At 75.2% G+C, this 15,579-nt stretch carries 10 protein-coding genes; 6 read left to right on the forward strand and 4 right to left on the reverse strand.

All coding sequences use genetic code 11. The features are described from left to right. Positions 1–15 precede the first annotated feature (15 nt). Complete coding sequence (locus GA0070610_RS18595; protein ID WP_089001222.1) at positions 16–1,593, forward strand: helix-turn-helix domain-containing protein; 1,578 nt, start codon at positions 16–18, stop codon at positions 1,591–1,593. A gap of 136 nt (positions 1,594–1,729) precedes the next feature. Here GA0070610_RS18595 and GA0070610_RS18600 read toward each other — a convergent pair whose 3' ends face one another. After that, a complete protein-coding gene (locus tag GA0070610_RS18600) occupies positions 1,730–3,313 on the reverse strand; it encodes a DHA2 family efflux MFS transporter permease subunit (RefSeq protein WP_089001223.1) in 1,584 nt (527 codons plus the stop codon). 201 nt (positions 3,314–3,514) lie between these two features. Beyond that, positions 3,515–6,112 (reverse strand): AAA family ATPase, encoded by a 2,598-nt coding sequence (locus GA0070610_RS18605; protein ID WP_172896550.1) that lies wholly within the window; start codon positions 6,110–6,112, stop codon positions 3,515–3,517. Positions 6,113–6,473: 361 nt separating this feature from the next. Here GA0070610_RS18605 and GA0070610_RS30575 point away from each other — a divergent pair, with 361 nt between their 5' ends. From GA0070610_RS30575 to GA0070610_RS18630, 5 genes are all read left to right on the forward strand, one after another. Then, entirely contained in the window at positions 6,474–6,653 is a 180-nt protein-coding gene (locus GA0070610_RS30575) for a mersacidin/lichenicidin family type 2 lantibiotic (protein WP_157747182.1), read from the forward strand. A 77-nt stretch (positions 6,654–6,730) separates the two neighbouring features. Then, positions 6,731–9,760, forward strand: coding sequence for a type 2 lanthipeptide synthetase LanM (gene lanM, locus GA0070610_RS18615; protein WP_089001226.1), 3,030 nt, complete (start codon positions 6,731–6,733; stop codon positions 9,758–9,760). Positions 9,761–9,783: 23 nt separating this feature from the next. Continuing rightward, on the forward strand, positions 9,784–12,003 hold the full coding sequence (locus GA0070610_RS18620; RefSeq protein WP_157747183.1) for a peptidase domain-containing ABC transporter: 2,220 nt from the start codon (positions 9,784–9,786) through the stop codon (positions 12,001–12,003). After that, positions 12,000–12,569: a flavoprotein gene (locus tag GA0070610_RS18625; RefSeq protein WP_089001228.1), complete on the forward strand. Its 570-nt coding sequence runs from the start codon at positions 12,000–12,002 to the stop codon at positions 12,567–12,569. Before GA0070610_RS18620 ends, GA0070610_RS18625 begins: the two co-directional genes overlap by 4 nt. Then, positions 12,562–13,200 (forward strand): DUF3105 domain-containing protein, encoded by a 639-nt coding sequence (locus GA0070610_RS18630; RefSeq protein WP_089001229.1) that lies wholly within the window; start codon positions 12,562–12,564, stop codon positions 13,198–13,200. The genes GA0070610_RS18625 and GA0070610_RS18630 overlap by 8 nt, the downstream gene beginning before the upstream one ends. Positions 13,201–13,222: 22 nt before the next feature. Here GA0070610_RS18630 and GA0070610_RS18635 read toward each other — a convergent pair whose 3' ends face one another. After that, the gene (locus GA0070610_RS18635) at positions 13,223–14,851 is read right to left on the reverse strand and encodes an isovaleryl-CoA dehydrogenase (protein ID WP_089001230.1); all 1,629 of its coding nucleotides are present in this window, start codon (positions 14,849–14,851) and stop codon (positions 13,223–13,225) included. Then, positions 14,848–15,447, reverse strand: coding sequence for a TetR/AcrR family transcriptional regulator (locus GA0070610_RS18640; RefSeq protein WP_089001231.1), 600 nt, complete (start codon positions 15,445–15,447; stop codon positions 14,848–14,850). Before GA0070610_RS18640 ends, GA0070610_RS18635 begins: the two co-directional genes overlap by 4 nt. Positions 15,448–15,579 lie beyond the last annotated feature (132 nt).

Raw genomic sequence — 15,579 nt, forward strand, 5'->3', positions numbered from 1 at the left:
AGGGCCACGGAGGCGATGGGCATCCAGATGTCGCTGACAGCTCGACGTACGGACCGCGTCTTCTTCGACGAGCGTGTGGCGTGGATGCTGCGGGTCAACCGCACCCTCGGCGCCGACAGCCGGTGGGTCAGGGCCAAGCGCTTCGCGGCGGCCTTCCACGGTGGTTCGTGGGAGAGGCTGGTCAGCGAGAGCAGCGTGTCGCGGTGGGAGACCGGCGGCAGCCGCCCGAGCCGCGCCGCCATCAGCCGGTACGAGGAGATCCTCGAACTCGATCCGGGCGAGATCACCGCGACGGTCGACACGATCCGGCGCTACGTCGACACCCCCGGATCCCCGAGCGCGGCGCCCACCGGCGCCGCGGACGGCGCCGCCACGGCCGAACTCGACGCGCTGCTCGACCGCGCCCTGTCCCGGGAGATCATGACCGGCGCCGGGTGGGACCGGCTCTCCGCGCTGGTCACGGCCGCCCCGCACCTCGTCATCGCCCCGAGGTCCGCCCGGGAGAGCGTCACCCAGCGCCTCGTCAGCGAGATGATCATCGCGCACGGTCGGCCGTGGCGGCAGCGCTTCGAAGCCCTCAACCGGCTGTTCGGCCACGAGACGCTGGGGCGGGAGGCGGTCGCCGCCTGCGCGGCGCTGGGCGCCGACCGGGAGAACCAGATCTTCATCGAGACCGTCGGTGCCCTCGACGGCAGCCGGCACCCCGACGCCAGCGCCCACGTGCTCGCGCAACTGAACGACCCGACGAACGACCGTGCGCTGCGGGGTGCGCTCCTCGCCTGTCTCCGCAAGGTGCGGTTCGGGCACTTCACGCCCGGGCAGCGCCGGATGCTGGTGCCCCGGATCACCGATCTGCTGCGGGATCCGCTCTTCCACGCCGACGCCGTCCCGGTCGCGGCCGCCCTCCAGGCGGGCGCGGGTGTCCCGCTGGGCGGCCCGCAGGTCGCCCCGGCGCTGCCCCACCCGGTCCCGCACGTGGCCGCCACCGTCGCCCGCCGGGTCTTCGACGCCACGACCGCGCGGCTGCCGCGCGAGCCGCAGTCCGACTGCCGCGACGCGACGCTGCTCACGCTGATCGGTGAGATCCTGCTCCATCCGGCCAGCGACCGGCGCCTCTACGCGGCGATGCTCGTCGCCTCCACCCCGTACGGCCCGTCGCTCGCCGCCGCCCTGGCGGCCGAGGTCGTGCCCACCGCCGCCGACCGCGTGGAACTCAACGTCCGGCTGCTCGCCGGCCTGCGGGTGCTCGGCGGCCAGGCCGAACGGCCGACGGTCGAGCGCCTCGTCACCGCGGCCCGGCTACCGCGAAGCGTCGTCGATGCCGCCGCGTTCGCGATCGGGCACCTGCGGGGCACCAGCGAGCGGGGGTTCTGGGAGGCCGCGCTGCGGCACCACGCGCGTCGCTGGCAGGCCCGGCGCGACGCGCCGTCGGCCGCCGCGCTCACCGGCATCGTCTACAGCCTCGGCATCGCCGGACAGCGGCAGATCCTGGCGGACGTACGCGACGACCCGGGGTCACCTGAACCGAGCCGGGCCGCGGCCCGTTGGTGGCTCAACCTGCCCGGCCACGTCTACGACAGCTCACGCCTCTGAGAACAGCTCACGCCTCTGAGCCGGGCGGGCACCGGCGCCACCTCGACGAGGCGGACTCCCCCGCCGGACGCCCGACCCCCGCAGCGTTGCCAGGGGCCGGGCGTCCGGACCGACCTTCCGGGGCCCGGGTGACGCGTCAGTGGATGATGACGGGGGCCTTCGCCTGCCCCGGCTGCTCGTCGTCGAGCAGGTGCGACGGCTCACGCCGGCGGGGCAGAAACGCGGCCGGGATGAACGTGAGCAGCACCAGCGCGAACGCGACCCAGAACGTGGTGGCGAAGGAACTGGCGGCGAAGTCGAGCCCACGGGAGAGCAGCGACGGGTCGACCGGGAACCGGTCGGCGAGCTCCGGCTGCTGCTGCACGACGATGGCGACCTTCGCCTCGGTCAGCGGCTCACCGTCCGGGCCGACGGCGCCGGGGATCTGCCGGGAGCCGTTCATCTCGCTGGTGAGGATCACCGACATCGTGGCGGCGCCGACGGAGCCACCGATCTGCTGGAGGATGTTGACCAGGGTGGAGCCGCGCGCCACCTCGTGGGCCTTCAGGGTCTTCAGCGCCGAGGTCATGATCGGCATCATGGTGCCGCCCATGCCGAGGCCCATGACGAACAGCGACCCGCAGAGCAGCACGTACGACGTCTGCGGGTCGATCTGGGTGAAGGTGAAGAACCCGAGGGCGATGAGCACCAGCGCGAACGGCACGGTACGACCGACGGGGACCCGGTCGGCCAGCATCCCCGCCACCGGCATGGTCACCATCGCGCCGAGGCCCTGCGGCGCCATCAGCAGGCCGGCGGTCAGCGTCGACTCGCCGCGGATCTGCAGGAAGTAGCTGGGGAACAGCAGGCCGGCGCCCATGAACGCGATGATGAACACGAACATGGTCACCGTGGCGATGGTGAGGTTGCGGTTGGCGAACAGCCGCAGGTCGAGCAGGGGGTGCTGGGGCCGGAAGGAGTAGCGCACGAAGGCGACGACGAGCACGCCGCCGACCAGCATGGGAGCCCACACCTCGGGGTCGGCGAACGTGCCGGCGTCGGGCAGCGAGGAGACGCCGTAGAGGAAGAGGGCGAGCCCCGGCGAGAGCATCAGCATTCCGACGAAGTCGAACGACTCGGAGGGCTCGGGGTTGTCCTTCGGCAGCGCCAGGGCGGCGTAGACGAGCGCCACGGCACCGATCGGCAGGTTGATCAGGAAGATCCAGTGCCAGCTCGCGATGTCGATCAGCCAGCCGCCGAGGATCGGCCCTCCGATGGGCCCGAGCAGCATCGGGATGCCGAGGACGGCCATCAGCCGGCCGATCCGGTGCGGGCCCGCCGCCCGGGTCATGATCGTCATGCCGAGCGGCAGGAGCATGCCGCCGCCGAGGCCCTGGAGCACGCGGTAGCCGACCAGTTGCCCGATCGTGTCGGCGTTGGCGCACAGCCCCGACCCGATCGTGAACAGCGTCAGGGCGATCATGTAGAGCCGCTTGGTGCCGAACCGGTCGGCGGCCCAGCCGCTGAGCGGGATCACCGTGGCCAGCGCGAGCGTGTAGGCCGTCATGGTCCAGGCGACGTCGGCGTACGACGCGTCGAACTCGCGCTGGAAGGTCGGCAACGCGACGCTGACGACCGTCACGTCGAGGATCGACATGATCGCGCCGAGGACGACGACCCCGGCCACCTTGAGCACCGAGGCGTCGAGTTTGTCCGAGGTCGCGATGGATTGCTGTGTCACGAATTCTCCTGAAGTCCCCGTTGTGGCCGGCGCCGGGCCATGCCTCGACCTGTCACCTGCCGAGCAGTGTCCGCAGGCAGACTAACGAGCGACACCGACGATCGGCCGACGATTTTCGACCGGCAGGAACGGCGGGTGCCGACCGGCGGAAGCGGCGACCCGTCCCGGCGGTGACGTCGGCGGCGTCCCGGCGGCGCGCGGCTACGCCGGGAACGTGCCCGCCAGTTCGAGCCGGCTGCGCACCCCCAGCTTGTGGTACGAGCGCTGGAGGTGGTTCTCCACCGTGCGCACCGACAGGCGCAGCCGGTGGGCGATCGCGGTGTTGTCCAGCCCCGTGGCGGCCAGCTCGCAGATCTCGCGTTCCCGGCCGGTCAACGGGCTCGGCGCGGACTCGACCCGCCCGCACCAGGCCGGCCAGTACGCGTCGCAGTGCCCGCGTAGCTTCTCGGCGCGGGCGGCGTGGGCGTTGGCGGCGCGGTGGTCGCCGCGCCGGCGCCGGGCCGCGCCGGCGGCGATCGTCGCCTCCAGCTCCAGGGTGGTGTATCCCCGCTGCCCGAACGTCGCCGCCAACTCCTCCAGCGCGTCGGGATCCGCCCCCGCCAGCGCCGCGGCCAGGTCGGCGTAGAGCCCGAAGAGCGGACTGTCGCAGGCGTCGGCGACCTGACGGAGCGCCGAGGCCGCCGAGGTGGACGGCGCCACCCGGGACAGCAGGTGCAGCGCCTGCGCGGCGATGGTGCGTACGCCGTTCTCGCGGGCCTGCGCGGCCAGCGCGGTGAGCTGCCCGGCCGCGACGGCGAGGCGCCCCTCGGCGACGTTCGTCCAGGCCTCGGCGAGGCCCCAGAAGTCGGCGGGCCCGCTGTGCGTGGGGAAGCTCCCACCCAGCTCGTCGCGGACCTCCCGGACGTCGCGCGCCGCACCGGCCTGCGCGGCGAACCAGGCGCTGACGGACAGGACGTAGCCCCGGATGGGAAACAGCGTGTGCCCGTCGACGAGGGCACGCGCCTCGCGCAGCCAGCGCAGCGCGTCCCCCAGGCGCCCCCGGTGGTAGCGGCAGTTGCCGACCATCAGGGCGAGCAGGGCCACGCCATCGGCGGAGCCGCGGTCGACCGCGTCCAGGTAGTAGGCCTCCGCCGACTCCGTGGCCTGGGTCAGGTTCCCCGACATCACCAGCGCCTGCACGTGCAGGGCCTGGGTGGCGGCGCGCATGGTGGGCCAGGCCTGCGGGAAGGTGACCTCGTCGCCGTCGAACATCGCGGCGGCGCGGGCCGGCTGACCGGAGAAGACCAGCAGGTAGGGCAGGAGCGGGGCGCCGGCCATGCCCAGCAGCGGGTCGCGCGGCGGGTGCTGGCCGAGCCGGGTGACGGCGTCGCGCCCCTCGGCTATCCGGCCGTCGAAGACGGCCATCGCGGCGACGGCGGTCAGCAGCCCGTCGTGCACGGCGGCGGGCAGCGCCGACGCCGCGTCGGCGAGCACGGTGCTGGCGGCCCCGGGCCGGCGCAGCCCCCAGAACAGGTTCACCGCCCGCAGCGCCGCCGTCTCGGCGCGGTCGCGGGGGTCGTCCAGCGAGTCGTACGCGCGGCGGAGGTGCTCGTCGGCCTCCTCGCCGCGCCCCTGCGCGACCAGGGCGCGGCCGAGCTGGCGCGCGCCCCGGGGCGAGGCGACCCGCCGGGCGAGCCGCTCGGCGAGGCGGGCCCCGCGTCGCAGCAGCGCCGACTCGGAGGCGGCCAGCAGGTCCGCGTCGTCGACCGCCAGGTCGGCCTCGCACCGCCACGACACCACCCGCAGGTGGTCCTCGTACTGGGCCGGCGAGGTGTCCTCCAGGGCGTCCGCCAACTCGCGCAGGATGCGGCGGGTACGCAGCGCGCCGGTGCTCGCCCGGGCCGCCTCGGCGTAGAGCGGGTGCGCCACCCGGACCAGGCCGCGCTGCTCGCCGGTGGTCAGCTCGATGAGCCCCCGCTCCTCCAGCCGCTCGGCGACCTGCGCCGGGACGAGCCGCTCGACGACGGGCAGCGGCGCGGGCTCGCCGTGCGCCACGTACTGCAACGCCTCGATCTCGTCGGGACCGAGCTGGCCGAGCGTCTCGGCGATGAGGTCGCTCAGGTGCGGGTGTTCCAGCGGGGTGCTGCGCCAGGTCCACACGCCGCGCCGTCGGGCGAGGGCGTCGGTCTGCCGCCCGCCGCGCAGCATCTCCCGCAGGAACAGGGGGTTGCCGCGTACCGCCTGCCAGACGGTGGCGAGGGTCAGGCCGTCGGTGGGCCCGCCGAGCATCGCCTGGATCAGCTCGGCCGTCTCCTCCTGGCTCATCGCCGCCAGCTCCACCCGCTCGACGGGGCCGAGGCGGCGCAGGGCGGTGACGGCCGGGCTGGCGACCGCCTCGCTGCGGGCGGTGGCGAGGACCCGCACCCCCTCGCCGGCCACGAGCCGCTCCAGCAGCGCCGACGACGCGTCGTCGAGCCAGTTCACGTCGTCGACGACGACGAGGACGGGCCGGTCGGCGGCGATGGCGCGCAGCCTGGCGGCCACGTCGCGGAAGGCCTCGACGACCGACGGACCCACCGGCTGGGCGACGAGCTGGGCGAGTACGCCGAAGGGCACGCTCTGCCAGCCCGGCGTCGCGGTCACCCGCAGCGCCAGGAAGCCGCGCCGCCCCGCCTCGGCCAGCACCTCCGTGGCGAGGCGGCTCTTGCCGATGCCGGCCTCCCCGGTCACCAGGGTGCACCGGGTCACGCCGCTGTCGAGGCTGTCGAGCAGCCGGTCCAGCTCCCGCCGCCGCCCGACGAGTGGCCATGGTGTGGACAACGGGTCCCTCCCCACAAGACGTCTGCCGTGACAGACGCTGTCAGCGGCGCACGAGGTTGTCGGCCGGGATGACGGTAGGGCAACCGCGATCGTTGAGTACCGAATTCCGCCGGCCCTGAGTAGCCCCGCCGGCACCCGCGTACGCATGCTGACCTGCGCATGTAGTTATCTTTCAGCGCGCCCCCCGTATGTGGCGTCAGGTTTCAGACACCGTCGCGCACGTCGCCACACGCGGTCGGCGGTGACCGGTTCGCGACTGCGGTGGAGTAGCCGCTACTCAAGCCCCGGCCCGCGCCCCCGGCCAGTCTCGAAGGGACGGACCGCGGCATCCGGCCGCCGGTCGCGACCAAGGAGGAACCTGATGTCGATCACCGACGTCGTCCGTGCCTGGAAGGACGAGTACCACCGCGGCGAGGCGTCGCCCGACCACCCTGTCGGCCTGGTCGAGCTGAGCCGCGAGGAGCTGGAGACGGTCGCCGGCGGCATGCCGCCGATCGACGGGCACACCGAGAAGTGCTGCCACTGCATGTCGCCCTGCTGACCTGTCCATCACGGCGACCGCGCCGGAGCCCGGCGAGCTGCCGGGCTCCGGCCCCGCCCCGCACCCGAGGATCGGCGATGACCGTTGGGTTCCTACCCGCCCTCTCGCTCACCGAGCGCGTCCCGGTCGACGGGGCCGGCGCGTACCCCGTCTCCGACCGCGCCCGCTGGCGGCTCTCCCGGTGGCGCGACTCGCAGGCCTTCGCCACCGCCGGGGCCTGGCAGCGCCGCCTCGCCGCCGACGCGTGCGACGAGGACGTCCTGCTGCGCCTGCTCGACGAGCCCGCCACGGTGATCGCGGCCCGGCTCGCGCGCCCCCCGGAGTGGTCGCGACGCTTGCAGGGCCTGTACTCCGGGCCGGCCCCCGACGACTGGCGCCCGGAACGGCTGCCGGGCCGCCCGCTCGACGACGCGCTGGTCGTCGCCGCCCCGCTGCTCGCCGACGCCCGCCGCCGCGTGCGCGAGGCCGCGGCGGAGCTGGCCGGCCCCGCCACGCCCGTCGACCCCGCCGCCGTCGACGCGCTCGGCCTCGCCGAGCTGCTCGACGAGCTGGTCCGGCTGCTCAGCCGCGCGAGCGTGCTCGAGCTGAACGTCGCCCGCGTGCGCGGCGAGCTGACCGGGCCGACGCCGGCGCGGCGCTTCGCCACCTTCTTCGCCCGGATGGCGCAGCCCCGCGTCGCGCTGGACTTCCTCACCGAGTACCCGGTGCTGGCCCGCCAGCTCCTGACCGTGGTCGACGCCTGGGCCTCGTCCACCGTCGAGTTCCTGCGCCGGCTGCACGACGACTGGGCCGCGATCGCGCCGGCCCTCGGCGTACGCCCGGACGCGCGGCTCACCGGGCTCACGCCCGCCGGCGACGCCCACCGGGGCGGGCGGCGGGTGTGCGTCGCCCGCTTCGACGACGGCTCGCGCGTGGTCTACAAGCCCCGCGACCTCGCCGTGGACGCCCGCTTCCAGCGGTTGCTGGGCTGGCTCGCCCGGCGCGACGCCGGCCTGGGCCTGCGCCCCTTCGGGGTGCTGACCCGCGACGGCTACGGCTGGACGGAGTTCGTCGCCGCCGCCGCACCGACGTCGCTGCCCCGCTACGCCCGCCACTACGGCAGCCTGCTCGCCCTGCTGCACGCGCTGGGCGCCGGCGACTGCCATCCCGGCAACGTGGTGGGTGCCGGCGACACACCGGTGCTCGTCGACCTGGAGACCCTGTTCACCCCGGCGCTGGAGCGCGGTGGCGGCGCCGCCGACGGCGGGGCCGTGGCGTCCTGTGTCCTCGCCGTCGGGCTGCTGCCGGCCGGCGAGCCACCGGCGGGCGAGACGGGTGCGTGCAACTGCGCCGAGTGGCTCGGCGCGGGCACCGACGAGATGCAGTTGCACGTACCCGGCGTGCACGTCGGGCACGGGGCACCGGCCGCCGTCGAGGGCGTCCGGCCGGCGGACCTGCGGGCGTACGAGGCCGACGTCGTCGCCGGCTTCCGCCGCGCGTACGACGTGCTCAGCGCCGAGACCGGGGCGCTGGCCGACCGGGTACGCGCCTTCGCCGGCGACGAGATCCGGGTGGTGCTGCGCCCGACGCGCACCTACGCCCGGCTCCAGGAGGCGCTGCTGCACACCGACCACCTGCGCGACGCCCTCGACCGGGACCGGCTGCTGGACTGGCTCTGGGTCGGCGTGGAGGAGCTGCCGGTGCTGGCCGCGACGATCGCCGCCGAACGCGCTGACCTGGCGGCCGGGGACACGCCGCTGTTCACCGCCCGGGTGGGCTCGCGCGACCTGTGGGCCGGCCGCGACCGGCGGCTGCCCGGCGCCCTGGCCGGCTCGGCGCTGGACGGGGCGCTGCGTCGCATCGCCGGCCTGGGCGGGGCCGACCGGGAGCGGCAGGTGTGGCTCATCCGCGCCACGTTCGCGTCCCTGGCCGAGACGCCCGACGCCCCGCACGCCGAGGTCCGCTGGCGTCCCGGGCCGGTGCCGGCGGAGCCGTCGACGTTCCGTCCGCTGCTGGCGCAGGCCGCCGAGATCGGCGAGCGGGTCGCGGCGATGGCGCACGGCGGGACGTGGTTCACGTTCGGTCCCACCGCCGGGGCCCGCTGGGCGCCGGTGCCGATGGGGGCCGGCCTCTACGACGGCCTGTCGGGCCTGGCCCTGTTCTACGGCTACCTGGGCGAGGTCACCGGGCACGGAGACTTCACCGACCTGGCCGCCGGGATCGCCCGCCGGCTGAACCAGCGGCTGCGCGCCGACGGGTTCCCCCTGACCGCCGTCGGGGCGTTCAACGGCTGGGGCGGCCCGTGCTACGCGTACGGCCATCTGGCCGCCCTGTGGGGCGACGACCCGACCGTCCACGCCGGACTGGACCTGGCGCTCACCCGGCTGACGGCGCTGACCGACGACGCCGGCGACGCCGACGTGGTCGACGGGCTGGCCGGCGCGGTGCTCGCGGTGCTGGCGTGCGGCGCGGAGCCGCAGCGCGCGGTCGACCTGGCGCGTCGCCTCGGCGACCGGCTCGTCGCGGCGCTGCCCGCCGCGCTCCGGCTGGGCGGCCTGTCGCACGGCGCCGCCGGGATGGCGACGGCGCTGTTCGAGCTGTGGAGCGTCACCGGCGTGGAGCGCTACGCCGAGGCGGGGCGCCGCGCCCTGGAGTTCGACCGCTCGCTGTTCGACCCGGCCACGGGCAACTGGGCGGACCTGCGCCGGCCCGGCCTGCTCAGCAACGCCTGGTGCCACGGCGCACCCGGCATCGGGCTGTCGCGAGTGCGCATCCGGCGGGCGCTGTCCCGCCGCCCGCTGCCGCAGGTCGACGGCCTCGACGCCGAGATCGCGGTGGCGCTGCGCACCACGTTCGGGCACGGCTTCGGACGCAACCACAGCCTGTGCCACGGCGACCTCGGCAACCTCGACCTGCCCCTGCTCGCCGGGGCGGACCCGGCGGCGGTCGGTGCGGTCGTCGACGGCGTGCTGCGCGACGTGGCCGCCCACGGGTGGCGCTGCGCCAACCCGGCCGGGCTCGACTCGCCGGAGCTGATGACCGGGCTGGCCGGCATCGGCTACCAGCTGATGCGGCTGGCGGAGCCGCAGCGCGTCCCGTCGCTGCTGACCCTGGCGGGTGCCCCGTGAGGCGGCGCGGCCGGGTGCCCGTCGTGTTGCAGATGACCGACACCGACTGCGGCGCCGCCTGCCTCGCGATGATCCTGCGCCACGCGGGCGTACGCGCCTCGCTCGCCGGGTGCCGCGAACGCCTCGGCGTGGGCCGCGACGGGGTCAGCGCGCTGGCCCTGCTGGACGCGGCGCGGGAGCTGGGGCTGCGCGCCAACGCCTACCGGGCGGCCCCCGAGGACCTCGCGTCGCTGCCGATGCCGCTGATCGCGCACTGGGAGGGCTCGCACTTCGTCGTGGTGGAGCGCCGCACCCGGCACGGGTTCTCGATGGTGGACCCCGCCCTCGGGCGCAGGACGGTGCCGTTCGCCGAGGCCGCCGAGTTCCTCACCGGCACCGTGCTGGTCTTCACCGGCCGCGCGACGACGCCCGGCCCGGCCGGACGCGCCGGGGCCGCCCGTACGCCGTGGCTGCGCCGGGGTTACCGGCTGGCGCGGGGGTTCCTGCCCGCGCTGGGGACCGTGCTGTCCGTCTCCGTCGCCCTGCAACTGCTCGGCCTCGCCCTGCCGCTGGCCATGTCGACGGCCCTCGACGCGATCCTGCCGGCGCGGGAGACCGGGCTGCTGCCCTACCTCGGCCTGGCGGTGCTGGCCCTGGCCCTGACCCAGTTCGGGCTGGCGCACCTGCGCTCGATGCTGCTGGTGAACCTCCAGTCGCGGGTGGACCGGGAGCTGATGACCCGGCTGTTCGCCCACCTGATGAGCCTGCCGTTCCGCTTCTTCCAGCAGCGCTCCAGCGGCGACCTGATGCAGCGGCTGGCGAGCAGCGTGCTGCTGCGCGAGATCGTGACGACCCAGGTGCTGACCGCCGCCATCGACGGCGCGCTGGTGCTCGGGTACCTCGCGGTGCTCTTCGCCGCCGACACCGGGTTCGCCGTGGTGGCGCTGGGGATCGGCCTGATCCAGGTCTGCGCGGTCGCGGCCGTCAACCGCCGCCTGCTGCGGCTGAACCACCGCCAGCTCACCGTGCAGGCGGAGGCGGAGAGCGTGCTCATCGAGGCGCTGTCGGGCATCGCCACCATCAAGTCGATGGGCGCCGAGAAGCAGGTGTACGACCACTGGCTGGGCCGCTACTCGGCGGCGCTGGCGGTGGACCGCGCACGCAGCCGGCTGTCGTCGACCGTCGACAACGTGGCGGCGACCGTACGGCTCGTGGGCCCGCTGGCCCTGCTCTGGCTGGGCATGTACCGCATCTTCGCCGACGGCATGAGCCTGGGCGACGCGATGGGCCTGCAGATGCTGGCCCTGGCCGTGATCGCCCCGCTGGGCTCGCTGGTCGCCAGCGCGCAGGTGCTCCAGTCAGTCGCCTCGACCGTGCAGCGGCTGCGCGACGTGTTCTCCGCCCGGCCCGAGATCGAGGACCCGTCGCGGCTGCTGTCGCCGACGCTGCGCGGCAAGGTCGAGGTGCGCGGGCTCAGCTTCCGCTACGACGGCACGGGCCCGTACGTGCTGCGGGACGTCTCGTTCACCGTGCAGCCGGGCCGGACGGTGGCGGTGGTCGGCGCCTCGGGCAGCGGCAAGAGCACCCTGGCGATGCTGCTGACCGGGCTCTACCGGCCCAGCGGCGGCCAGGTCCGCTTCGACGGGGTGCCGCTGGAGCGGATCGCCCCGGACGCGCTGCGCCGCCAGTTCGGCGTGGTGTTCCAGGAGAGCTACCTGTTCCGCGACTCGATCCGGCGCAACATCGCCCTCGCCCGGCCGGACCTGCCGATGGCGGACGTGCGGCGGGTCGCCCGGCTGGCCGCCATCGACGCCGACGTCGAGGCCATGCCGCTGCGCTACGACACCCGGGTGGCCGAGCGGGGCCAGGCGCTCTCCGGCGGGCAGCGCCAACGCCTCTCCATCGCGCGGGCGCTCGCCGGGGAGCCGGTGGTCCTGCTGCTCGACGAGGCCACCAGCCACCTGGACGTGGCCACCGAGCGCCGGGTGAGCCAGGCCGTGGCGGCCCTGCGCTGCACCCAGATCGTCATCGCGCACCGGCTGAGCACGGTGCGCCACGCCGACGAGATCCTCGTGCTCGACGGCGGCACGGTCGCCGAGCGCGGCAGTCACGACGAGCTGCTTGCGCTCGGCGGCAGGTACGCGGCGCTGGTCCGCGCGCAGCTCGACGGCCAGGCCGCCGACGACGCCGCCGAGGTCGTACGCGGCAGCACGGGAGCACCCGTGGAACACGAGCCGGTCGTCACCGGAGGGAGTCACCGATGAGCGTCACGTTGCCGTTCGAGCGGGTCCTCGTCGCCGCCTGCGGATCCAGCGGCGCCATGTCGCTGCCGCAGTCGTTGCTGGCGATGAGGCACGCGCTCCACCTCGAGGTGCGGGTGGTGATGACCGGGGCCGCCGCGACGTTCGTGACCCCGACGGCGCTCGCGGCGATCACCGGCCACCCGGTGACCGTCGAGGAGGCCCAGGGGCAGCCGGGTGTCCCCCACCTGGACCTGACCGGATGGGCGCAGCTGGTGCTCGTACTGCCCGCCACGGCCAACACCCTGGCCAAGGCGGCGGCGGGGATGGCCGACAACCTGGTCACCGCGTGCGTGCTGGCCTCCGCCGCGCCCGTGGTGTTCGTCCCCGCGATGAACGTACGGATGTGGGAGAAGCCCGCCGTCCAGCGCAACGTGGCGCAGCTGCGCGCGGACGGGCACGGCGTCGTACCGCCCTCGCGGGTCCTCGCGCTCAGCTCCGGCACGGCCACGGGCATCGGGGTGCCCGGCATCGAGACCGTGCTGGAGTGGACGGTGGCCCACCTGGCCTCGGCGGCCTCCGATGCCTGACGCGATCGACCGGGAGGCGCGGGCGACGCGGTGGGTGGCGGGGCTGATGGCGCTGCTGGGCGTCGGCCTGGCGGGCTGGGTGGCGGCGCCGATCGCGCGGCAGCGGCTGGCTCCGCCCCCGCCGATCGCGTCGTTCGGGGTGCCCGAGGCGGCGGCCGGCTGCGATCCGGAGCTGACGGACCCGGTGTCGGGCAAGGGCGTCCACGTCGGGCGGGGCGCCCGCGTCGCCTACCTCACCGTGCCGCCGTCGTCGGGGCCGCACTACGAACTGCCCGCGCCGCTGCGCCGGTTCTACCTGGCCGGCGACCGGCCCCCGGTGGAGGTGCTGGTGCACAACCTGGAGCACGGCTACACGGTGGTGTGGTACTCCGCCGACCTGCCGGTGCCCCAGGTGGAGGCCCTGCGCGGCCTGGCCGCCCGGCTCGGCGCCGACGAGCGGACCGCCAAGTTCGTCGCCGCGCCGTGGGACGCCTCCTACGGCCGGTTCCCGCCGGGGCGCCGCGTCGGCATCAGCCGCTGGGGCGCCACCGCCGGCTACCGCCTGCTGTGCGGGTCGGTCAGCGGCGCCGTCATCGAGCGCTTCCTCGCCGCCCACCCGGCGACCGACTCGCCCGAACCGGAGGGGGCGTGACGGCGGCCGGCGCCGCCGCCGGTCAGCCCACCTCGGGCACCGCGCGGGCGATGATCGCGGCGAAGTCGACGCCGCGGGGCAGCGTGCCGTACGCCTGGCCGTGGTCGCCGTCGAGCCGCGAGGCGCAGAAGGCGTCGGCGACGGCGGGGTGGCCGTGGCGCACCAGCAGCGCGCCCTGCAGGACCAGGGCGAGGCGCTCGACGACGCGGCGGGCCCGCAGCTCGACGTCGTCGGGATCGACCAGCTCGGCCCGAACCCGGCGTACGGCGGCGTCGAGCCGGGCGTCGGCGCCGGCCGCGGCGGCGACCTCGGCCTGGAACGCCGCCATGACCTCGGGTTCCCTGGCGAGGGCGCGCAGCACGTCCAGCGCGGCGACGTTGCCGGAGCCCTCCCAGATCGAGTTCAGCGGGGACTCGCGGAACAGCCGGGGCATGCCCGACTCCTCGACGTAGCCGTTGCCGCCCAGGCATTCGAGGGCCTCGGCGGCGTGCGCCGGCCAGCGCTTGCAGACCCAGTACTTGCCGACGGCGAGGGCGAGGCGCTTGAACGCGGTCTCGGCGGCGTCGCCGCGCGCGGACCGGTCGGTGGCCCCGGCGAGCCGCATCATCAGCACGGTGGCGGCCTCGCTCTCGACCGCGAGGTCGGCGAGCACGTTGCGCATCAGGGGCGCCTCGACGAGGTACCGGCCGAAGGCCTGCCGGTGGGTGGCGTGGTGGGCGGCGGTGATCACGCCCTGGCGCATCCCGGCCGCCGCGCCGATGACGCAGTCCAGCCGGGTCAGGTTGACCATGTCGATGATGGTGCGTACGCCGCGCCCCTCGTCGCCGACCCGCCAGGCGACCGCGTGCTCGTACTCGACCTCGGCGGAGGCGTTGGAACGGTTGCCGAGCTTGTCCTTGAGGCGCATCAGCCGCATGGGGTTGCGCGTGCCGTCGGGCAGGACGCGCGGCACGAGGAAGCAGGTGAGCCCGCCCGGCGCCTGGGCGAGGGTGAGGAAGACGTCGCACATCGGCGCGGACGTGAACCACTTGTGCCCGAGCAGGCGGTAGGTGCCGTCCGGCTCGGGGCGGGCGGTGGTGGTGTTGGCGCGTACGTCCGAGCCGCCCTGCTTCTCGGTCATCGACATGCCGGCCAGCAGTCCCCGCTTGGCCAGCGGCGCACGCAGCCCGAAGTCGTACGACGTGGCGGTGAGCAGCGGCTCGTAGCGCGCGGCCAACTCCGGGGCGTGCCGCAGCGCCGGCACGGCCGCGTAGGTCATCGAGATCGGGCAGCCGTGCCCGGCGTCGGGACGCCAGGTGTAGAACTTGGCCGCCCGCGCCACGTGCGCGCCGGGCCGATCGTCCGCCCACGGTGCGGCGTGCAGGCCGTGCGTGACCGCCGTGCGCATCAGCTCGTGCCAGGCGGGGTGGAACTCCACCTCGTCGACGCGGTTGCCGTGCCGGTCGTGGGTACGCAGCACCGGCGGGTGCTCGTTGGCCAGCCGCCCCTGCTCGATGGCCTGCTCGCCGCCGCCGAGGCGGCCCAGCTCGTGCAGCTCGGCGGCGGCCCAGCCGGCGCCCTCGCGGTCGAGCCCGTCGAGCAGGGCCGGGTCGTCGGCCGCGTCGTGACCGACCAGCGGCGGAACCTGGTTGAAGACCTCGTGCGTCGTCACGGCGACACTCCCAGCGCGCGGTGGAGGAACGTGATCAGGTGTGCGATGGTGCGCGGCCCGGCGACCCCGGCGGCCAGGGGACCGACCATGGCCTCGGCCAGGGCGCCGACCAGCGCGGTGGCGGTCAGCTCGGGATCCTGCGGGGGAAGCTCGCCGTTCGCCACCCCCTGCGCGACGTGGCCGGCGATCAGCTCGGCGTACGCGCGGCGGAAGACGAGCCGCTCGGCGTCGACCGCCGGGTCGGCCGGCTCGGCAAGCAGGGCGTACGCCAACCGGGGGGACCGCAGCGCCCGGCCGGAGAACGTCTCGATGACGGCGGTGACCCGCTCGGCGACCGTGTCCTCCCGCGCCGCCGCGCGCGCCACCGTGTCGACCTCGCGCTGCGAGGCCGTGCGGAACACCTCGGCGACCAGGTCGGCCTTGGTGGGGAAGTGCCGGTAGACGCTGCCGGTCGCCAACCCCGCCCGCTCGGCGACCGCGGCGACGGAGCAGCCGGCGTACCCGTGCTCGGCCATGATCTCCAGCGCGGCGGCGATGATCCGCTGCCGGGACGCGCTCAGCCGAGCCTGCACGCGCTCGGTGCTCCGGTAGACCACGCCAAGGATTGAACCATCGTTCACTCCTTGGCGGCAAGGCGCTCCTGGCCGGCGGAGGACCGCCCGCGACGCGGTCTAGGATCACTCTCTTCGGCAGGCGTACGCCCCGGAGTCCTCGAAGGCGGTCCCGCC

Origin of the sequence: Micromonospora echinofusca, from assembly GCF_900091445.1 — a bacterium.
Classification (GTDB): domain Bacteria; phylum Actinomycetota; class Actinomycetes; order Mycobacteriales; family Micromonosporaceae; genus Micromonospora; species Micromonospora echinofusca.